The 19,050-nt window shown below is 73.1% G+C and carries 17 protein-coding genes and 1 tRNA gene; 4 read left to right on the top strand and 14 right to left on the bottom strand.

Annotated features, from left to right (window positions below):
- Positions 1–27 precede the first annotated feature (27 nt).
- Genes CW359_RS41570 through pdhA form a run of 5 tightly spaced genes read right to left on the bottom strand, consistent with a single transcriptional unit; the run spans position 28 to position 5,962 of the window.
- Positions 28–1,467, bottom strand: coding sequence for a molybdopterin molybdotransferase MoeA (locus CW359_RS41570; RefSeq protein ID WP_105975452.1), 1,440 nt, complete (start codon positions 1,465–1,467; stop codon positions 28–30).
- Positions 1,464–2,405, bottom strand: coding sequence for an NTP transferase domain-containing protein (locus CW359_RS41565; protein WP_105975451.1), 942 nt, complete (start codon positions 2,403–2,405; stop codon positions 1,464–1,466). Before CW359_RS41565 ends, CW359_RS41570 begins: the two co-directional genes overlap by 4 nt.
- Positions 2,406–2,460: 55 nt before the next feature.
- A complete protein-coding gene (locus tag CW359_RS41560) occupies positions 2,461–3,825 on the bottom strand; it encodes a dihydrolipoamide acetyltransferase family protein (protein WP_105975450.1) in 1,365 nt (454 codons plus the stop codon).
- Positions 3,825–4,829: an alpha-ketoacid dehydrogenase subunit beta gene (locus CW359_RS41555; protein WP_105975449.1), complete on the bottom strand. Its 1,005-nt coding sequence runs from the start codon at positions 4,827–4,829 to the stop codon at positions 3,825–3,827. The genes CW359_RS41560 and CW359_RS41555 overlap by 1 nt, the downstream gene beginning before the upstream one ends.
- Entirely contained in the window at positions 4,826–5,962 is a 1,137-nt protein-coding gene (gene pdhA, locus CW359_RS41550; protein ID WP_105975448.1) for a pyruvate dehydrogenase (acetyl-transferring) E1 component subunit alpha, read from the bottom strand. Before pdhA ends, CW359_RS41555 begins: the two co-directional genes overlap by 4 nt.
- Positions 5,963–6,137: 175 nt before the next feature.
- Here pdhA and CW359_RS41545 point away from each other — a divergent pair, with 175 nt between their 5' ends.
- A complete protein-coding gene (locus CW359_RS41545) occupies positions 6,138–6,638 on the top strand; it encodes an Lrp/AsnC family transcriptional regulator (RefSeq protein ID WP_408647581.1) in 501 nt (166 codons plus the stop codon).
- A gap of 18 nt (positions 6,639–6,656) precedes the next feature.
- Here the strand turns inward: CW359_RS41545 and CW359_RS41540 are convergent, their stop codons facing one another.
- Together CW359_RS41540 and CW359_RS41535 are read right to left on the bottom strand one after the other, a co-directional pair.
- Positions 6,657–7,250: a TetR/AcrR family transcriptional regulator gene (locus tag CW359_RS41540; RefSeq protein ID WP_105975446.1), complete on the bottom strand. Its 594-nt coding sequence runs from the start codon at positions 7,248–7,250 to the stop codon at positions 6,657–6,659.
- A complete protein-coding gene (locus CW359_RS41535; RefSeq protein WP_105975445.1) occupies positions 7,247–8,761 on the bottom strand; it encodes a 3-hydroxyacyl-CoA dehydrogenase in 1,515 nt (504 codons plus the stop codon). Before CW359_RS41535 ends, CW359_RS41540 begins: the two co-directional genes overlap by 4 nt.
- A gap of 207 nt (positions 8,762–8,968) precedes the next feature.
- Here CW359_RS41535 and paaN point away from each other — a divergent pair, with 207 nt between their 5' ends.
- Positions 8,969–10,675 carry a phenylacetic acid degradation protein PaaN gene (gene paaN, locus CW359_RS41530; protein WP_105975444.1) on the top strand — a complete coding sequence of 569 codons (1,707 nt, stop codon included), beginning with the start codon at positions 8,969–8,971 and terminating at the stop codon, positions 10,673–10,675.
- Here paaN and CW359_RS41525 read toward each other — a convergent pair.
- The 3 genes from CW359_RS41525 to CW359_RS41515 are packed head-to-tail and all read right to left on the bottom strand — an operon-like array spanning position 10,672 to position 13,507.
- Entirely contained in the window at positions 10,672–11,445 is a 774-nt protein-coding gene (locus CW359_RS41525; RefSeq protein ID WP_105975443.1) for a TrmH family RNA methyltransferase, read from the bottom strand. The two genes, paaN and CW359_RS41525, sit on opposite strands and share 4 nt — an antisense overlap.
- Positions 11,442–12,728, bottom strand: a complete 1,287-nt coding sequence (locus CW359_RS41520) for an HTTM domain-containing protein (RefSeq protein ID WP_232838831.1) — start codon at positions 12,726–12,728, stop codon at positions 11,442–11,444. The genes CW359_RS41525 and CW359_RS41520 overlap by 4 nt, the downstream gene beginning before the upstream one ends.
- Positions 12,725–13,507: a DUF5819 family protein gene (locus tag CW359_RS41515; protein ID WP_105975442.1), complete on the bottom strand. Its 783-nt coding sequence runs from the start codon at positions 13,505–13,507 to the stop codon at positions 12,725–12,727. Before CW359_RS41515 ends, CW359_RS41520 begins: the two co-directional genes overlap by 4 nt.
- A gap of 205 nt (positions 13,508–13,712) precedes the next feature.
- On the opposite strand from CW359_RS41515, the gene CW359_RS41510 reads away from it, so the two are divergent.
- Positions 13,713–14,840: an acyl-CoA dehydrogenase family protein gene (locus CW359_RS41510; protein WP_105975441.1), complete on the top strand. Its 1,128-nt coding sequence runs from the start codon at positions 13,713–13,715 to the stop codon at positions 14,838–14,840.
- 70 nt (positions 14,841–14,910) lie between these two features.
- Here the strand turns inward: CW359_RS41510 and CW359_RS41505 are convergent, their stop codons facing one another.
- The 4 genes from CW359_RS41505 to CW359_RS41490 form a co-directional block, all read right to left on the bottom strand.
- Entirely contained in the window at positions 14,911–15,240 is a 330-nt protein-coding gene (locus CW359_RS41505) for a rhodanese-like domain-containing protein (protein WP_105975440.1), read from the bottom strand.
- A 36-nt stretch (positions 15,241–15,276) separates the two neighbouring features.
- Entirely contained in the window at positions 15,277–16,185 is a 909-nt protein-coding gene (locus CW359_RS41500; RefSeq protein ID WP_105975439.1) for a J domain-containing protein, read from the bottom strand.
- A gap of 114 nt (positions 16,186–16,299) precedes the next feature.
- On the bottom strand, positions 16,300–17,736 hold the full coding sequence (locus CW359_RS41495) for a DUF2252 domain-containing protein (RefSeq protein ID WP_105975438.1): 1,437 nt from the start codon (positions 17,734–17,736) through the stop codon (positions 16,300–16,302).
- 207 nt (positions 17,737–17,943) lie between these two features.
- Positions 17,944–18,027 (bottom strand) — tRNA-Leu (locus CW359_RS41490).
- Positions 18,028–18,536: 509 nt separating this feature from the next.
- On the opposite strand from CW359_RS41490, the gene CW359_RS41485 reads away from it, so the two are divergent.
- Positions 18,537–19,050 (top strand): DUF3662 domain-containing protein (locus tag CW359_RS41485; RefSeq protein ID WP_157968740.1); only part of this gene is annotated, 514 nt, incomplete at its 3' end.

Below are 19,050 nucleotides of genomic sequence, written 5' to 3'. Positions count from 1 at the left end.
CCGTACGGTCCAGCAGTGTCGAATGTTTCACGTGAAACACACCCCGGCATCGGTGACTGACGCCCAGGGCAGGTCGAGCAGTTCCAGTTCCTGACCGGGTCGGGCACCACCCGGCGGTACGACCGCGAGGGCCTCGGCCGCCGCGACACCCCGCAGCATGGCGGGCCCGTTGTAGTGCAGCGGCACGGCCCGGTCGCCACGCAGGACGACGGGGACGAGCCGGGTGTCGTGCGGGTGCCCGTGCACCTCGTCCCTGAGCGGCAGCGTGTACGGCTCCGGCGCCGCCCGTCCCGCGAGGGTCCGCAGCAGGGGCTCGGCGAGGGTGAGCAGCCCGGAGACGGCGGCCAGCGGATTGCCGGGCAGCCCGACGAGGTGCTGGTTCTCCTTCAGCCGGGCCAGCAGCATGGGGTGCCCGGGGCGCACCTGGACGCCGTTCACGAGCAGCTCGGCGCCGAGGCGGCGCAGGGTGGGGTGGACATGGTCGACGGGTCCGGCGGCGGTGCCTCCGGTGGTGACGATCAGCTCGGCGGGGGAGTTCCGCAGGGCCTCGTACAGTGCGTCGGCCTCGTCCCCGAGCCTGCGTACGGCGATGACGTCGGCGCCGAGCGAGCGCAGCCAGGGCGGCAGCATCGGGCCGAGGGCGTCCCGGATCAGCCCGTCGTGCGGGAGCCCCTCGGTGAGCAACTCGTCGCCCAGGACGAGGACTTCGGCCCGGGGGCGGGGGATCGCGGCGAGGGTGTCGTACCCGGCCGCCGCCGCGAGCCCGAGCACGGCCGGGGTCACGAAGGTGCCGGTGGGCAGCAGCTGGTCACCGGAACGGCACTCCTGGCCGCGCGGCCGGATGTCCTGGCCGTGGCTCATGTCCCGGGTGGGGTGCAGCCGGCCCTTGTCGTCGGTGCGGCCGTGCTCGCTGCGCAGGACGGCGGTGGTGTCGTGGGGGATACGGGCGCCGGTAGCGATCCGTACCGCGCTGCCGTCGGTGAGCGGCTCGGGCTGCGCGTGCCCGGCGAGGACGCCTGCCTCGCGCACGTGCCAGGGGCCGGGCCCTGCCACCGCCCAGCCGTCCATCGCGGAGGTGTCGAAGGAGGGCAGATCGGTGAGCGCCGCCAGGGGAGCGGCGAGCACCAGGCCGAGGGAGGCCTCCAGAGGTACGGAGACGGGCGCCGAGGCAGTACGGGGGACCTGGCGGGCGGCGCGTTCGGCGATGACGCGGGCCTGCGGCCAGGGGGTGGCCCGGGGTCGGGCGGGGGCCGGGGTGGGGTTCCCAGGGGCGTCGCGGTGGCCGGACCGGTCGGCATCCACGTCGTAGACGCCCTCGCCGGTGGGGGCGGGTACTGCGGAGCCCTCGGCGGCAGGCCCGTCACCCTGTCTGCCGCCGCCGGTGCCGCTGCCTGTTCCGCTGCCTTCGTTCACGAGGGCGAGTGCCTCCTCGACGCCGAGGTCGTCCAGGTCGCTGCGGGCGGTCATCCGGCGTCCGGGTGGCTGTCGGCGGCCTTGTCGGCACCGGGCTCGGCGGGCGCCGCGGCCCGCTCGTCCGCCTTGGCCTCCTCGGCCCAGCGCAGGGCCAGGGCGACGGCCTTGCGGCCGGCCTCGGCGACGGCCTCCGGGCCTCCCCCGGCCCGGCCCGCCGCGTAGCCGACGAGGAACGTCGTCAGCGGGGCGGCCGGCCTGGCCACCCCGTGCGCGGCGTCGCGGGCGAGGTCGAGGAGGAGGGCGGTGTCGACGTCCAGGTCGATGCCCAGTTCGTCCTTGGCTGCGGAAATCCATTCGTCCAACACGTGCCCATGCTCCCTGATCCGTGCTCTGGCGGCGGCGATGTCGTCCCAGGTGTCGCAGTCGAAGGACGCGACGGGGTCGGAGACCCGGGTGAGTTCGAGGGCGCCGGTCAGCCGGCGCAGCGGCAGGCCGGTGAGGCCGCCGTGTTCGAGGGCGAGCGCGCCCAGTTCCCGGCGCAGTGCGGCCGTCCGGTACGCGGCCACGAGCGGCTGGTCCCGGCCGTCGGGGTCGGTGAGCAGCGCGCCCTCGGCGCCGCTCGTCCGCAGGGCGTCGAGCAGCCGCCGTACCGTCGCCGGTCCGAGGAAGGGGAGATCGGCGGAGAGTACGACGACGAGCGCGGCCCCGGTCTGTCGCAGGCCCGCGTCGAGCGCGGCGACGGGTCCGCCGCCCGGCGGGTCCTCGTGGGCCCAGGTGACCGGCCGTGCGGTGGGCCGGGGACCGGCCACGACCACGGTGGTGCCGGCGTCGGCGCAGGCGGCGAGCACCCGGTCCAGGAGCGCGCGCCCGCCCACCCGCACGCCGGGCTTGTCGGCGCCGCCGAGCCGCCGGGCGGCCCCGCCCGCGAGCACGACGGCGTCGTAGCCGTCGGCGCCGGGGGTCCCTGAGGGCTGGGGCTCATGCGCGGTCACCCTCCGAGTATGCGGGCCCCCGCTGATCACAGGGAACGGGCGCGCGTCACCCTGATCACAGTGTGCGCAGCAGCACCGCCGGCTGTTCCACACAGTCCGCCACATAGCGCAGGAAACCGCCCGCCGTACCGCCGTCGCACACCCGGTGGTCGAAGGTGAGCCCCAGCTGGACGACCTGACGCACCGCCAGTTCGCCCTCGTGCACCCATGGCTTGGGGACGATCCGGCCGACGCCGAGCATGGCGGCCTCGGGGTGGTTGACGATCGGGGTGGAGCCGTCGACGCCGAACACGCCGTAGTTGTTCAACGTGAAGGTGCCGCCGGTGAGTTCGGCGGGGGTGAGGGTGCCGGTGCGGGCCGCCTCGGTCAGCCGGGCGATCTCGGCGCTCAGCGACTCGGCGTTCCTGGTGTGCGCGTCCCGGACGACGGGGACGACGAGCCCGCGCTCGGTCTGGGCGGCGAACCCGAGGTGGACGCGGTCGAGCAGGACGATCTCCCTGGCCTCCAGGTCGACCGTGGAGTTCAGCTCGGGGTACCGGGCGAGGGCGGCGGTGCAGATCCGGGCGAGGAGCGCGAGGAGGGAGATCTTCGGCGCTCCGGCCGCGTTCATGTGCACGCGCACGTGCATGAGTTCCGTCGCGTCGGCGTCGACCCAGCAGGTCGCGTCCGGGATCTCGCGCCGACTGCGGGAGAGCTTGTCGGCGACGGCACCTCGGATGCCCTTGAGGGGGATACGGGTGCCCTCGGCGGAGGCGGGAACAGGGGCAGGGGCAGGGGCAGGGGCAACAGCAGGAGCAGTGTGCGCGGCGGGCACCGGAGTCGCGACGGACGCCGGAGCCGGGGACCCGGTTCGCGCGACCCCGTCACGCAGGGCGCGCTCGACGTCGGCGCGCAGGATCAGTCCGTCGGGCCCGGAACCCGCCAACTCCCGCAGATCCAGGCCGTTCTCGCGAGCGAGCCTGCGCACGAGCGGCGAGATGACCGGCACGGGCCCGTCGGCACGGGCGGGGGCAGGGGCCTGCACGGCGGTTTCCGTGACGACCACCGGGGCGGCGGGCGCCGCCTGTTCCCGGCGCACCCTGCGCCGCCGCGCGGGCGCCTCGGAGGTGCCGTACCCGACCAGTACGTTCCCGGAGCCCCGGTCCGCGTCGCCCGCCGGTTCGGGGTGCGCCGGGGTGCCGACCGCGACCGTCACCAGGGGTGCCCCGACGGGCAGTTCGGTGCCCTCCTCGCCGAAGCGGGCGGTGACGACACCGCCGTAGGGGCAGGGCACGTCGACCATCGCCTTGGCCGTCTCGACCTCGACGACCGGCTGGTCCACGGCGACGACCTCGCCGACCTCGACCAGCCAGCGCACGATCAGCGCCCCGGTGAGCCCCTCGCCGAGATCGGGGAGCCTGAACTCCAGTACCTGTGCCATCAGCGTTCCGCCTCCCACTGCAGCCGTCCCACGGCGTCCAGGACACGGTCGACGCCGGGCAGGTGGTGCCGCTCCAGCATCGGCGGCGGGTACGGGATGTCGAAACCGGCGACGCGCAGGACCGGCGCCTCCAGATGGTGGAAGCAGCGCTCCGTGACGCGGGCCGCGATCTCCCCGCCCGGGCCGCCGAAACCGCCCGACTCGTGCACGACGAGGGCCCGCCCGGTGCGCCGGACCGAGGCGCACACCGTCTCGTCGTCGAACGGGACCAGGGAACGCAGGTCGACGACCTCCAGGTCCCAGCCCTCCGCCTCCGCCGCCCGCGCCGCCTCCAGGCAGACGGGCAGCGACGGCCCGTACGTGATCAGCGTGGCGCTGCGGCCCGGGCGCCGCACCACCGCGCGTCCGATCGGTTCAACGGCCGACGGCTCCTCCGGGTTCCAGGTGTCCTTCGACCAGTACAGGCGCTTGGGCTCCAGGAAGACCACCGGGTCGTCGGAGGCGATGGCGGCCCGCAGCAGGCCGTACGCGTCGGGGACCGTGGCCGGTGTGACGACATGGAGGCCGGGGGTCGCCATGTAGTACGCCTCGGAGGAGTCGCTGTGGTGCTCGACGCCGCCGATGCCGCCGCCGTAGGGCACCCGGACGGTGATCGGCAGGGGCATGGCGCCGCGCGTGCGGTTGCGCATCCGGGAGACGTGCGAGATCAGCTGCTCGAACGCGGGGTAGGCGAACGCGTCGAACTGCATCTCGACGACCGGCCGCAGTCCGTACATGGCCATGCCGACGGCCGCCCCGAGGATGCCCGCCTCGGCGAGCGGGGTGTCCGTGCAGCGGTCCTCGCCGAACTCCTTGGCGAGGCCGTCGGTGACCCGGAAGACCCCGCCCAGGGTGCCGACGTCCTCGCCGAGGACGTGCACGGCCGGGTCGGCGGCCATGGCGTCGCGCATCGCGCGCGTGAGGGCCTGCGCCATGGTGGCCGGTTTGAGGGCGACGGTCGTCATCGGTGCGCCCCTTCCGCCTCGGCATCCAGCTCGGCCCGCAGCTGGGCCCGCTGCTCGCGCAGTTGGGGGGTGGGTTCGGCGTAGACCTGGGCGAACAGGTCCATGGGGTCGAGGGCCGGGTCCTGGTTCATCCGGGCGCGCAGATCGGCGGCGAGGGCCTCGGCGTCGTCCCGCGCGGCGTTCCTCGCGTCCTCGTCGAGCAGCCCGCGCGCGGTGAGTTCCTGTTCCAGCAGGTCGATCGGGTCGTGCGCGCGCCAGGCGGCGACCTCGGAGTCGGCCCGGTAGCGCTTGTCGTCGTCGGCGTTGGTGTGCGCCTCCACGCGGTAGGTCACCGCCTCGACCAGCGTGGGACCACCTCCCGCGCGCGCATGCTTCACGGCGTCGCTGAGCACCTCGTACATGGCGACCGCGTCGTTGCCGTCGACCAGGCGGCCCGGCATCCCGTAGCCGACGGCCTTGTGGGCCAGCGACGGGGCGGCGGTCTGCTTGGCGAGCGGCACGGAGATCGCGAAGCCGTTGTTCTGGACCAGGAAGACGACCGGCGCCTGCCACACGGCCGCGAAGTTCAGCGCCTCGTGGAAGTCGCCCTCGCTGGTGCCGCCGTCGCCGACCATGGCCAGCGCGACCACGTCGTCCCCCTTGAGCCGGGCGGCGTGCGCGAGCCCGACCGCGTGCGGCAGCTGGGTCGCGAGCGGAGTGCACAGGGGCGCCACCCGGTGCTCGCGCGGGTCGTACCCGGTGTGCCAGTCGCCGCGCAGCAGCGTCAGCGCCTGTACGGGGTCCACGCCCCGGGCGACCACGGCGAGCGTGTCCCGGTAGCTGGGGAAGAGCCAGTCGCGGTCCTCCAGGGCGAGCGCGGCGACCACCTCGCAGGCCTCCTGGCCCACGCTGGAGGGGTAGACGGCGAGCCGGCCCTGCTTGGTCAGGGCGGTGGCCTGCGCGTTGTACCGGCGCCCGCGCACGACCTGCGCGTACAGCCGGCGCAGCAGCCCCGGGTCCGCCTGTGCCGCCGCCTCGGTGCCGAGGACGCGGTAGGGAGCCGCGTCGGGCAGCAGCGGCGCGGGGTCGGTACGGGGCTGCCAGGCGGGCGGCGGTGTGGGCCGGTACGCGCTCCGCTGCTCCATGACCGTCATGACGGCACCTCCTCGTGGGAGACGGCTTCGGGCACACCACGGATGTGAGGCGCCTCACCTACCGATTGTTCGGTCGTCGGCACATTTTGGCTACAGGCACCGCCAGGCTGTGGACAAACGGTTCTCCACAGCCTGAGATGGACGCAGTACGTCCATGGTAGGGAGGCGGGGGGACATGGCACCTGAACAAATGGTCGAACGCCCGGAGGGCGGGAACACCCTGCCGCCCGCGCGCCCCCTGGACGCCATCGACCAGGACATCCTGCAGATGCTCCAGTCGGACGGCCGCGCCTCGATCCGCTCGGTGGCCGAACGCGTCCACGTCTCCCGTGCCAACGCCTACGCGCGCATCAACCGGCTCATCGAGGACGGCGTGATCCGCGGCTTCGGCGCCCGCGTGGACCACGAACGCGCCGGGCAGGGCACCTCGGCGTACATCACCCTGAAGATCGTCCAGAACTCCTGGCGCACGGTCCGCGAACAGCTGCGCCAGCTCCCCGGCGCCGACCACATCGCCCTGGTGGGCGGCGACTTCGACGTCCTCCTGCTGGTCCACACCCCCGACAACAAGGCGCTGCGCGAGCTGGTCCTGATGCGCCTGCAGGCGATGCCGGAGGTGCTCAGCACGCGCACCCTGCTGGTGTTCGAGGAGGAGGACCTGGACCTGGAGGGCTGAACCACCGCCACCCGGGACTCAGGCCTCCGGGCTGCGCAGCCCCCCGAAGACCAGCCGCACCACGGCGTCGGAGACCTCCCGCTCGCCCATGCCGCGCCCGTCGGGCCGGTACCACTCGACGACCGAGTTGATCATCCCGAAGACGAGCCGCGTCGCGAGCCGCACCTCCACGTCGGCGCGCACGTCCCCCTCGGCCGCCGCCGCCCTGAGCAGCTCGGCGACCCGGTGGTCGAAGTCCCGCCGCCGCTCCAGCGCCCACCGCTCGGTGTCGGTGTTGCCGCGCACCCGCAGCAGCAGCGTCACGTACGGCAGCTCGGCCATCAGCACCTCGACCATGCGCCGTACGACGTACTCCAGGCGCCCGGCGGCGGCCCCCACGCGCGCGTGCTCCTCGTCGAGGATCCCGAAGAGCCCGTCCAGCGCCCGGCTGACGGCGAGGCGCAGCAGCTCCTCCTTGCCGGTGACGTGGTGGTAGATCGACGACTTGGAGATGCCCGCGGCCTTGGAGAGGTGCTCCATGGAGGTGCCGTCGTAGCCGCGCTCGTTGAACACCTGGACGGCGACCTGGAGCAGGGTCGTCGGCGTGTACGTGTCGCGCTTGGCGGTGGTCATGGGGTGCCCTCCCGCTTGTCGGTGGCGTACGCGTGGCGGTAGAGGGCGAGGGACGGCGCGTACCGTCCGCTCGGGTCGCGCTGGTGGAGTTCGTCGAGGATCTCGTGCGCCCAGCTGCGGCCGAGCCTGCGGCTCCACTCGAAGGGCCCGAGCGGGTAGTTGACGCCGAGGCGCATCGCCGTGTCGACGTCCTCCTCGGTGGCGACGCCCTTGGCGACGGCGTCGTGCGCGAGGTCGACGATCCGGGCCACCGTGCGGGCGACGATCATGCCGGGGGCGTCCCCGAGGACGCTGACGTCCTTGCCGAGCGCCTGGAAGAGGCCGACCGCCTCGGTGAGGGTCTGCGGCTGGGTGTCCTGGGAGGCGGACAGCGCCATGCGGGTCGCCCGGCGGTAGTCGAGGGCGAGGTCGAAGTAGACGACGTCCCGGAACTCGACGCTGGTCTGGCCGTCGGCGAGGACCAGCTGGCCGCCGCCGGGCAGCACCAGCCGGGTGCCGTGGTCCTCCTCGTCCTCGCGGACGGGAATGCCCGCCTCGCGGATCAGCGCGAGCAGGTCGGCCGCGGGGCCCAGGTCGCCCTCCGCGACGACGTAGGCGGGCGCCTGGGCCTTCTCCGCGGTGTGCGGTTCGGCACGCTCGGCGTCGTCCCCGTACTCGTACCAGCCCTGTCCGGTCTTGCGGCCGAGCCGGCCCGACTCGACGAGCCGCCGCTGGGCCAGCGAGGGCGTGAACCGCACGTCCTGGAAGAAGGCCTGCCACACGGAGTGCGTGACGGCCTCGTTGACGTCCTGCCCGATGAGGTCGGTCAGCTCGAAGGCGCCCATCCGGAAGCCGCCGCACTCGCGCAGCACCGCGTCGATGGTGGCGGGGTCGGCGGACTGGGCCTCGTACGCCGCGAACGCCTCCGCGTAGAAGGGCCGGGCGAGCCGGTTGACGATGAACCCGGGGGTGTCCGCGCAGGCGACCGGGGTCTTGCCCCAGGCGCGGGCCATCTCGTACGCGCGCGTGGCCGACGTGACGTCGGTGGCGAACCCGGAGACGACCTCCACGAGGGGCAGCAGCGGCGCCGGGTTGAAGAAGTGCAGGCCCACGAAGCGGCCCGGGTTGCGCAGGACTCCGCCGATGGCCGTGACGGAGAGGGAGGAGGTGTTGGTGGCGAGCAGACAGTCCTCGTCGACCACGTCCTCCAGGTCGCGCAGCAACTCCTGTTTCACGTCGAGCCGTTCGAGGACGGCCTCGACGACCAGGGAGCAGTCGGCGAGTTCGGCGAGGCTCCCGGCGGCGTGCAGCCTGCCCCGGGCGGCGTCCCGCTCGGCCGCCGCCATCCGGTCCTTCTCGACGAGCCGGTCGAGCCGCGCGCCGATCGCGGCGGCGGCCTCCTGGGCACGCCCCGGAGCGGTGTCGAACAGCCGTACGTGATGACCGGCGACCAGCGCGACCTGGGCGATGCCCTGGCCCATGGTGCCGGTGCCGACGACGGCCACGGGGCTGCTGAGGTCGAGTGCTGTCATGTGCGCGATCCTCCCGCACGGGGTTGTCCACAGATGCGGCGGACCCCCTTGTCCCGACCGATCGTTCGGTTACTCTAACTCTGTCGTGCCTTTTCTGCCCAGGTCATGTCCCGGTTCATGCGCCAGGTCACGGCCGGGGTCGTGAGCTGAACGCCATGAGCTCAACGAAGTGCTCTTGAGACGAGTGAGACGAGGAGTTGTTCCCCGATGGCCGCCGAACTCACCGCGCACCGGCTGATCGCCCAGCACCGGCCCACCCTCGACCAGGCGCTGGAAGCGATCCGCACCCGCGCGTACTGGTCCCCGCACCCCGAACACCCCAAGGCGTACGGGCAGGACGGCAGCCTGGACCTCGCCGCGGGCAAGGCCGCCTTCGACGCCGTCCTGAACACCCGCCTCGACCTCGGCCAGCCCGGCACCGACGACTGGGTGGGCGGCGAGGTCTCCCCGTACGGCATCCCCCTGGGCGTCACCTACCCGCACGCGGACGTCGACGTGCTGCTGCCCGCCATGAGGGCCGGACAGCGCGCCTGGCGCGACGCGGGCGCGGAGGTGCGCGCGGTGGTCTGCCTGGAGATCCTCAAGCGGATCGGCGGCCGGACGCACGAGTTCGCGCACGCGGTCATGCACACCAGCGGCCAGGCCTTCATGATGGCGTTCCAGGCGGGCGGCCCGCACGCCCAGGACCGCGGCCTGGAGGCGGTGGCGTACGCGTACGCGGAGCAGGTCCGCACCCCCGGCACCGCGGAGTGGTCCAAGCCCCAGGGCAAGCGCGACCCCCTGGCCCTCACCAAGGAGTTCACGCCCGTCCCGCGCGGGATCGCCCTCCTGATCGGCTGCAACACCTTCCCCACGTGGAACGGCTTCCCGGGCCTGTTCGCGTCCCTGGCCACGGGCAACGCGGTCCTCGTGAAGCCCCACCCGCGCGCGGTGCTGCCGCTCGCGCTGACGGTCGGCATCGCGCGCGAGGTCCTCGCGGAGACCGGCTTCGACCCGAACCTGGTGGCCCTGGCCGCCGAGCGCCCCGGCGAGGGCATCGCGAAGACCCTGGCGACCCGCCCCGAGATCCGGATCATCGACTACACGGGCTCGACGGCGTTCGGCGACTGGCTGGAGGCCAACGCCCGCCAGGCGCAGGTCTACACGGAGAAGGCCGGCGTCAACACGGTGATCGTGGAGTCGACCGACAACTACAAGGGCATGCTGTCGAACCTCGCGTTCGCGCTCTCCCTGTACAGCGGCCAGATGTGCACGACCCCCCAGAACCTCCTGATCCCGCGCGACGGCATCCGTACGGAGGAGGGCCACAAGTCGTACGACGAGGTGGTCACCGGCCTCGCCGCCGCCGTCGGCGGCCTGCTGGGCGACGACGCGCGCGCGAACGGCCTGCTGGGCGCGATCGTCAACCCCGACGTGAAGTCCCGCCTGGAGGCGGCGGCCGGCCTCGGCGAGGTCGCCCTGGCCTCCCGGGAGATCACGAACCCCGAGTTCCCGGACGCGGTGGTCCGCACCCCGGTGATCGTGAAGCTGGACGGCACGCGGAAGTACTGGGACGGGGCCGACTCCGAGGCCGCCTACCTGAGCGAGTGCTTCGGCCCGGTCTCCTTCGCCGTCGCCGTCGACTCGGCGGCCGACGCGGTGGAGCTGCTGCGGCGGACGGTCCGCGAGAAGGGCGCGATGACGGTCGGCGCGTACACGACCGACCCGGAGTTCGAGCGGGCCGTCGAGGAGGCCTGCCTGGAGGAGTGCGCGCAACTGTCGCTGAACCTGACCGGCGGGGTGTACGTCAACCAGACGGCCGCCTTCTCCGACTTTCACGGCTCGGGCGGCAACCCGGCGGCGAACGCGGCCCTGTGCGACGGGGCGTTCGTGGCGAACAGGTTCCGGGTGGTGGAGGTACGCAGGCAGGCCTAGAGAACCGCGTTCCCGGTGACGCTCCAGTGGTACAGCGTCATGCCCACGCTCGTCGCCAGGTTGTAGCTGGAGACCTGGGGGCGCATCGGCAGGGACACCAGCTGGTCGGCACGCGCGCGCAGTTCGGGCGAAAGCCCGCTGCGTTCGGAGCCGAAGGCGAGGACGGCGTCGTCCGGGAGCTTCAGCCCCCGGATGTCGTCGCCCTCCGGGTCGAGCGCGAACACCGGCCCGTACGGAAGCTCGGCCACCTCCAGCCGCTCCACGGCGGTCGCGAAGTGCAGCCCGGCCCCGCCGCGTACGACGGTGGGGTGCCAGGGGTCGAGCGTCCCGGTGGTGACGACCCCGGTCGCGCCGAAGCCGGCCGCCAGCCGGATCACCGCACCGGCGTTGCCGAGGTTGCGCGGGTTGTCGAGCACGACGACGGGCGCGGTCCGGGACGGGCTCGCGAGCGCCTCCAGCTGGGCCGCGCGGGAGGGCCGTGCGGCCAGGGCGGCCACCGCGGTGGGGTGCGGGCGCGGCACGAGGGACGTGTACGCCGCCTCCGGGACCTCGGTCAGCAGGGCGTCCAGGGCCTCCCGTACGTCCGGGGCCAGTTCGTCGGCGAGGGCGAGGGTCGCGCGCCGGTCGGTGGCCACGGCGACCGGGATCCGCGCGCCGAAGCGGACGGCGTGCTTGAGGGCGTGGAAGCCGTCGAGCAGGACGGCGGAGCCCGCGAGCCGATGCCACTCGGCCACCGTGTCGGTCACCGGTCCTGCCGCCGCTTCCGTCATGCCTTGAAGCCTACGTGCGGGGGCTCGGCCGTCTCGCCGTCGGCAGCGGGCCCGTCGGGCGCCCCGGGGGCCGGCTCCTCCGGCGCCTGGCGCCCGCCGCCCCGCAGCCGGGCGAGAAGACGCGCACGCGCGCGTGCCGCCCCGTCGCCGAGGCGGCGCAGGAAGGAGGTCGGCAGGAACACGGCGTCCGCGGCGATCATCGCGAGCGAGAAGAAGGGCAGCCCGAGGACGACCGCGATCACGGCGTGCTCGGTCATCATCACGGCCAGCAGGACGTTCTTGACCCGCCGGTTGAAGAGCGTGAACGGGAAGGCGACCTGCACGATCACCGTCCCGTACGTCACCAGCATGATCATCGTGCCGCTCGAAGACATCAGGTCGGAGAGCCCGGGCCAGGGGGAGAAGTAGTCCAGGTGGAGCGGGTAGTAGACGGCGGTGCCGTCCTGCCAGCGCGAGCCCTGGACCTTGTACCAGCCGGCCGTCGCGTAGATCAGACAGGCCTCGGCCATGATCACGAACAGGGCCGCGTTGTGCACGAGGTTGCCGACGATGTCGAACAGCGTCCGTGCCTGGCCACCGCGCCCCGGGCGCGACACGGCCCACCACACGGCCTGGGCCGGCCACATGCCCCAGAGGATCACCGGGACCAGTGGGTCGCCGTCGAGCCCGCCGACGGCGGTACCGGCGAGGAGGACCGCTCCGAGGACGGCCCAGAGGGCGGGTCCCACGCGGTCGGGGGCGGCCTCGGCGAGCGGCACGCGTGCGCGTGCCGCGACGCGGGCCCGGCGGGCGTCCAGGGACCACACCTGGCCGCAGCGCGTGAACACCAGGTAGATCGACATCAGGTGCAGGACGTTGTCGCCGCCGTCGCCCACGAAGATGCTGCGGTTCTGCAGCGAGAGCACGCCGACCATGAACACCACGGACAGCGTGCGGGTCCGCCAGCCGAGCAGCAGCAGCACACTGGCGAGCACGGCGAGGACGTAGACCAGTTCGAACCAGAGCCGGCTGTCGGACCACATGAGGACCGTGAAGGCGCCGTTGTCCGAGATGAGCTGCTGGGCGAGATCCCAGCTCCAGGGGCCGTCGGGGCCGTACAGCTCCGCCCGGTGCGGGAACTCGCGCAGCAGGAACAGCAGCCAGGTCGCCGAGAAGCCGATACGGACGATCGCGGTCTGGTAGGGCCCCAGGGCGTTCTCGGCGACGCGGCCGATGCCCTGGGACACGGACCGGGAGAGCGAGCGCGGGAGCGACCCGGGCGCCGACAGCTCGGGGCGGCTCACGAGGCGCCCTCCTGGGCCTTCTCGTCGTCGGGGACGGACCACCAGGCCAGTACGCGGTACGTGGGCTTGTCGGGCACCTGCTCCTGGCTCCACTCGGGCGGTCGGACGTTCGTACTGCGGGAGCGGACCTGGACGCGGTCGATCGTGCCGCCGGGACCGGCCGCGTCCAGGCGGTCGAGGCGCAGGACGACGATGCGGCGCAGATACGTCTCGGCGAGGACCCCGCGCAGCCCCGAGGGACGGTTCTGGGCGTCGTGCGAGGAACCGAAGAAGTCCCAGGCCCGGCGCAGCTCGTTCTGCTGGGTGTGGCTCGGCACGGGATTGCCGTGGATGGCCGCGCCGTCCAGCGCGGAGAGGTCGAACCAGCCGGTCGTACGGGCCCCGCCGTCGGCGGTGCGGACATCGGCGCGGACCTCGACGGCGATGTTCTGCTGGAGCGGGTTGGGCGCGAACAGCTTCCAGTTCTGCTCGAACTCCGGGTAGATCCAGTCGTCGACCGTCCGCGCGTGCTCCTTGGTGACCGTGTTCGAGGGCGCGACATGCAGAAAGACCAGCCCGAGATGGACACACGCGGCGACGCCGACGACCGCGACGGCGAGGGCGGCGGCTATCTGGTACGGCAGGGACAGGTCGGCCAGCACCGGGCGGGGGGCACCCTCCGGCTGCGGGACCTCCCCGGGCGGCGGGGGGCCGTCGGGCGGGGGCGGCTGAGGGCCGTCGGCCCCGCCGGGCTCCTCCCGTCCCTGCCGGGCGTTCGAGCCCGCCTCGTACGCGTCCATTCCGCCCCGTCTCCCGATCCCCGGTCCCACCTCGGTCCCATTGCGCACGGGCACGGTACTCAGACCCACCCGTCCCGCGCAGCCCCCCTCCGGGAGTTGTCCACAGGCGTTGACACCCTACGACCACACCCGTTCCCTTCTTCTAGAACCTGTTCTATCTTTGCGCCCCGTCAGGTCACCCGTCCCCGCCCGAGAGGACAGCACCATGGACTTCCGGTTCAGTGAGGAGCAGCAGGCGGCGGTCGAGGCGGCCCAGGCCGTGTTCGGATCGGTCGCGCCGGACTCGGTGACCAGTCCGTCCCTCGTCGCGGGTGCCGTCGCGGAGGACTTCGACCGGGCGCTGTGGGAGCGGCTAGCCGCCGCCGACCTGCTGAGCCTGCTGCTCGACGAGGAGTCGGGCGGCGCCGGTCTCGACGCCATCGCCCTGTCGCTCGTCCTGCGCGAGTCCGCGAAGGTGCTGGCCAGGGTGCCCCTGCTGGAGAGCAGCGCGGCTGCGGCGGCCGTACAGGCCTACGGGAGCGCGGAGCTGCGGGCCGAGGTGCTGTCCCGCGCGGGCACCGGCGACCTCGTGCTCACCGTCGCCGCCCACGGCCGCACCGGCCACGACCCCGCCGAACTCGCCGTGACCGCCGCCCGGGACGGCGACCTCTGGGTCCTCGACGGCGTACAGACGGCCGTGCCCTGGGCGCACAACGCCGACCTCGTCCTCGTACCCGCCCGCACCACCGCCGACCGCACCGTCCTCGCCCTGGTCCCCCGCGTCCACGACGGCCTGACCCTGGCCGAGCAGACCTCCACCGCCGGTGAACGGCTCGGCGAACTGCGCCTGGACTCCGTACGGCTGCCCGCCCGGTACGTCCTCGACGGCGCCTGGCCCTGGCTGCGCGACCTGCTGACCGTCGGCACCTGCGCGCTGGCCCTCGGGCTGGGCACGGCGGTGCTGGGCATGACCAGCGACTACACCGGCAAGCGCGAGCAGTTCGGCCACCCGCTGGCGACGTTCCAGGCCGTCGCCGTCCAGGCCGCCGACCGGTACATCGACCTGCGCGCGATGGAGGTCACGCTGTGGCAGGCGGCCTGGCGGATCAGCACGGGGGCCGGCGGCGCGCTGCCCGTCTCCGGGGACATCGCCGTCGCCAAGACCTGGGCCTCGGAGGGGGTACGGAGGGTCGTGCAGACCGCGCAGCACCTGCACGGCGGTTTCGGCGCCGACACCGACTACCCGCTGCACCGCTACCACGCCTGGGCCAAGTACCTGGAGCTGTCCCTCGGCCCGGCCGCCGCGCACGAGGAGGCCCTGGGCGACCTGCTGGCGGCCCACCAACTGGGCTGATCCGACGCCCGGTTACCAGGTCACCGGTTCACTAGGTCACCGGTTCACCGGGCCGGCGGTTCACCGGTCGTCAGGCGACGAACCCGGCCGCCCCCGCGTCCGTGACGACCGGACGGCCCGCCGCCTCCCACACCTGCATGCCACCGGCCACGTTCACCGCGTCGATGCCCTGCTGGACCAGGTAGTTGGTGACCTGCGCGGAGCGGCCACCGGAGCGGCAGATCACGTTGACCCGGCCGTCCTGCGGTGCCGCCTGCGTCAACTCGCCGTAGCAGGCGACGAATTCGCTCATCGGGATGTGCAACGCCCCCTCGGCGTGCCCCGCCTGCCACTCGTCGTCCTCACGGACGTCCAGCAGGAAGTCGCCGTCCTTGAGGTCCGCGACCTCGACCGTGGGCACACCAGATCCGAAACTCATGCCCCGACGATACCCAGCTCAACGCGCCAGCAACTCGGCGAGTTCCCTCTCCCGCTGCTCGACCTGGGCGAGCAGCTGCTCGGCGATCTCCTCCAGCAGCCGGTCGGGGTCGTCGGGGGCGAGCTTCAGCATCGCGCCGATCGCCCCCTCCTCCAGCTCACTGGCGACCAGCGTGAGCAGCTCCTTGCGCTGGGCGAGCCATTCGAGACGGGCGTACAGCTCCTCGCTGCGGCTCGGCTTCCACTCGGCGGGCGCCGGACCGGCCGCCCACTCCTCGGCCAGCTCCCGCAGCAGCCCCTCGTCGCCCCGCGCGTAGGCGGCGTTGACCCGGGAGATGAACTCGTCGCGCCGGGCCCGCTCGTCCTCGTCCTGCGCGAGGTCCGGGTGGGCCTTGCGGGCCAGCTCGCGGTAGAGCTTGCGGGCCTCGTCGCTCGGGCGGACCCGCTGCGGAGGCCGCACCGGCTGGTCGGTGAGCATCGCCACCGCCTCCGGGAAGAGCCCCTCCGAGTCCATCCAGCCGTGGAACAGCTCCTCGACCCCGGGCATGGGCATGACCCGCGCCCGCGCCTCCCGCGCGGCGAGCAGGTCCTCGGGGTCGCCGGTGCGCGCGGCCTTCGCCTCGGCGATGCTCGCGTCCAGCTCGTCGAGCCGGGTGTACATCGGGCCGAGCTTCTGGTGGTGCAGCCGGGAGAAGTTCTCGACCTCGATACGGAAGGTCTCGACCGCGATCTCGTACTCGATGAGCGCCTGCTCGGCGACCCGCACGGCCCGCTCCAGCCGCTCCTCGGGCCGGGCCTCGGCAGCCACCCCCTCGGCCGGACCGCCGGCCCGGTCCGCCGCGCCGGACGGTACCCGCGCGTCAAGGGGCTCCCGCGGCCCGTCGGCTTCGGGCACGGACGAGGACTGATCGGCTTCCGGGGTCGTCACCCGCCCAGCGTAGGCCACGGCTCGCCCGCGCACCCAGGGCCGCCGAACAGACCCCGCGGCGGCCCCGCACCCCTCATACTCCCGTCCGCGGCAGAGCCGGTGAGCCCGCCCCCGTCAGACGCCCATCTCGGCGTCGATCCGCCCGGCCCGCACCGCCGCCACCAGGTCCGCGTGGTCCGCCTCCGTGCGGTCGGCGTAGGCCACGGCGAACGCCGCCACCGCCTCGTCCAGCTCGTCGCCCTTGCCGCAGTAGCCGGAGATCAGCCGCGGGTCCGCGCTGTGGGCATGGGCCCGCGCCAGCAGGGCGCCCGTCATCCGGCCGTAGTCGTCGATCTGGTCGGCGGAGAGCGCAGCCGGGTCGACGCTGCCCTTGCGGTTGCGGAACTGCCGTACCTGGAAAGGCAGTCCGTCGACCGTCGTCCAGCCCAGCAGGATGTCGCTGACGACCTGCATGCGCTTCTGCCCGAGCACCACCCGGCGCCCCTCGTGCACCGCGCCCGCGGTCTCCACCGGGTCGAACCCGGCGGCGGCCAGCTGCGGCACCAGCACCGAAGGACGCGCCTCCTTCACCTGGAGCACCAGCGACTCACCGCGGTGGTCGAGCAGCAGCACGACGTACGACCGCGCCCCCACGCTCCCCGTGCCGACGATCCGGAACGCCACGTCGTGCACCGAGTGCCGGGCCAGCAGCGGAAGCCGGTCCTCGGACAGGGTGCCCACGTACTCCTCAAGGGAGGCCGCGACCGCCGCGGCCTCCGCGTCCGGCACCTCCCGCAGCACCGGCAAAGCGGCCACGAAACGCCGCCCGCCGTCCTCGGTGACCTCCGTCGACCGCGCCGCGAACCGCCCGCTGGTGTTGCCCCGCGCCTTCTCGGAGACCCGCTCCAGGGTGCCGATCAGATCATGGGCGTCCGTGTGGGAGACGAGTTCCTCGTCCGCGATGGCGTTCCACGCGTCCAGCACCGACAGCCTCGCCAGCAGCCGCATCGTCCTGCGGTACGCGCCGACCGCGCCGTGCGCCGCCTTGCGGCAGGTGTCCTCGTCGGCGCCCGCCTCCCGGCCCGCGAGCACCAGCGAGGCCGCGAGCCGCTTGACGTCCCACTCCCAGGGGCCCTGGACCGTCTCGTCGAAGTCGTTCAGGTCCATCACCAGACCGCCGCGCGCGTCCCCGTACAGCCCGAAGTTGCCCGCGTGGGCGTCCCCGCAGATCTGCGCGCGGATCCGCGTCATCGGCGTGCGGGCCAGGTCGTACGCCATCAACCCTGCCGAACCGCGCAGGAAGGCGAACGGCGTGGCCGCCATCCTGCCCACCCTTATCGGCGTCAGCTCGGGGAGACGGCCCAGGTTGGACTCCCGGACCGCCGCCTCCGCGTCCGGCCGCGAACCGTCCGCACCGGAGTCGAAGGAGGCGTGCGCCGCCCGCGGCACCTGCCGCCGCAGCGCCTTCCCCTCCTCCTTGGGCGAACCGTCCGCCTGCCACCGCGCGAACCCGCGCACCGGGGGAAGCTCCCGCGCCCGGCTCCGCACCGGTTCCGTCACGCCCTCGGTCATCGCGACCGCCTCCCCCGCTTCGTCCACAGATGTCAACATCAACTGGCGACGACCGTACAGCCGCAGCACGATTCAGGTCAGACCCTGTGGATAACTTCGGCCCCCGTGTGGGACGCACCTCATATGAGAGAGACCTCACACCCGCACAGCGCGGAGGGGCAACGAGAAACGGCCCCCATCGTCTTCACGATGAGGGCCGTTCACTTGTGCGCGAGGGGGGAGTTGAACCCCCACGCCCTTTCGGGCACTGGAACCTGAATCCAGCGCGTCTGCCTATTCCGCCACCCGCGCATTGGGTGTGTCCTCGGGTCCCGCTCCCTGCGGTGCTGGGGCCTTCCGACGTCGAGAAGATTAGCACGCTGGAGGTGGTGGGTTCACATCGCTTTCCCTCCGCCCCTGATCACCCCGGCCCCTGATCAACCCGACCGAGCCGGACCGGCCGCCACTACGTATCAACCCGTGCCGGTTCACGTATCAACCTCGTACCGGTCCAGCCCATCTCCTCAGGAGGCGGGCAAGGTGCACAGTCGGGTGCGGGACACTGGTTTGGCGCCGCCTCTACGATCTGGGTACGGGCCCGATGGGGTTCGCAGGAGCGCGGAGGAGCGCGGAGGAGTTCAAAGGGGGGCTTCTCGGGGAACTTCGTCAGGCGTCGACACCCGTCGGCCGGCCCGACAGGGGGAACCAGCCGAATTCCCGGCGCGTGGATACGATCAGTAAGCAGTACCAAGTACGACAGGCGCGGCCCGCACAGCAGTACGCACGGCTCAGACAGAGCAGCAACCAGGAGGAGGTGCCCCATGGGAGTCCTGAAGAAGTTCGAGCAGCGTCTCGAAGGTCTGGTCAACGGCACCTTCGCCAAAGTGTTCAAGTCCGAGGTCCAGCCCGTGGAGATCGCGGGCGCACTGCAGCGCGAGTGCGACAACAACGCGACCATCTGGAACCGCGACCGGACCGTCGTGCCCAACGACTTCATCGTGGAACTGAGCACACCGGACTACGACCGCCTCAGCCCCTACTCCGGGCAGCTCGGCGACGAACTCGCCGGGATGGTGCGGGACTACGCCAAGCAGCAGCGCTACACCTTCATGGGCGACATCAAGGTGCACCTGGAGAAGGCCGACGACCTGGACACCGGTCTGTACCGGGTCCGCAGCCGTACGCTCGCCTCCTCCACCAACCAGCAGGCACCCGGCCGCCCCGGCGCCGCCGCACCCGCCCCGCCGCCCGCGGGCCGGCCCGGCGGCGGCTACGGCTACCCGCCCGCCGCGGCGCCGCCCCCCATGCCCGCCGCACCGCCGCCCGGCGGACGCC

It is taken from the genome of Streptomyces geranii (assembly GCF_002954775.1).
GTDB lineage: Bacteria > Actinomycetota > Actinomycetes > Streptomycetales > Streptomycetaceae > Streptomyces > Streptomyces geranii.
This window is presented reverse-complemented; position numbering and strand designations above follow the sequence as displayed.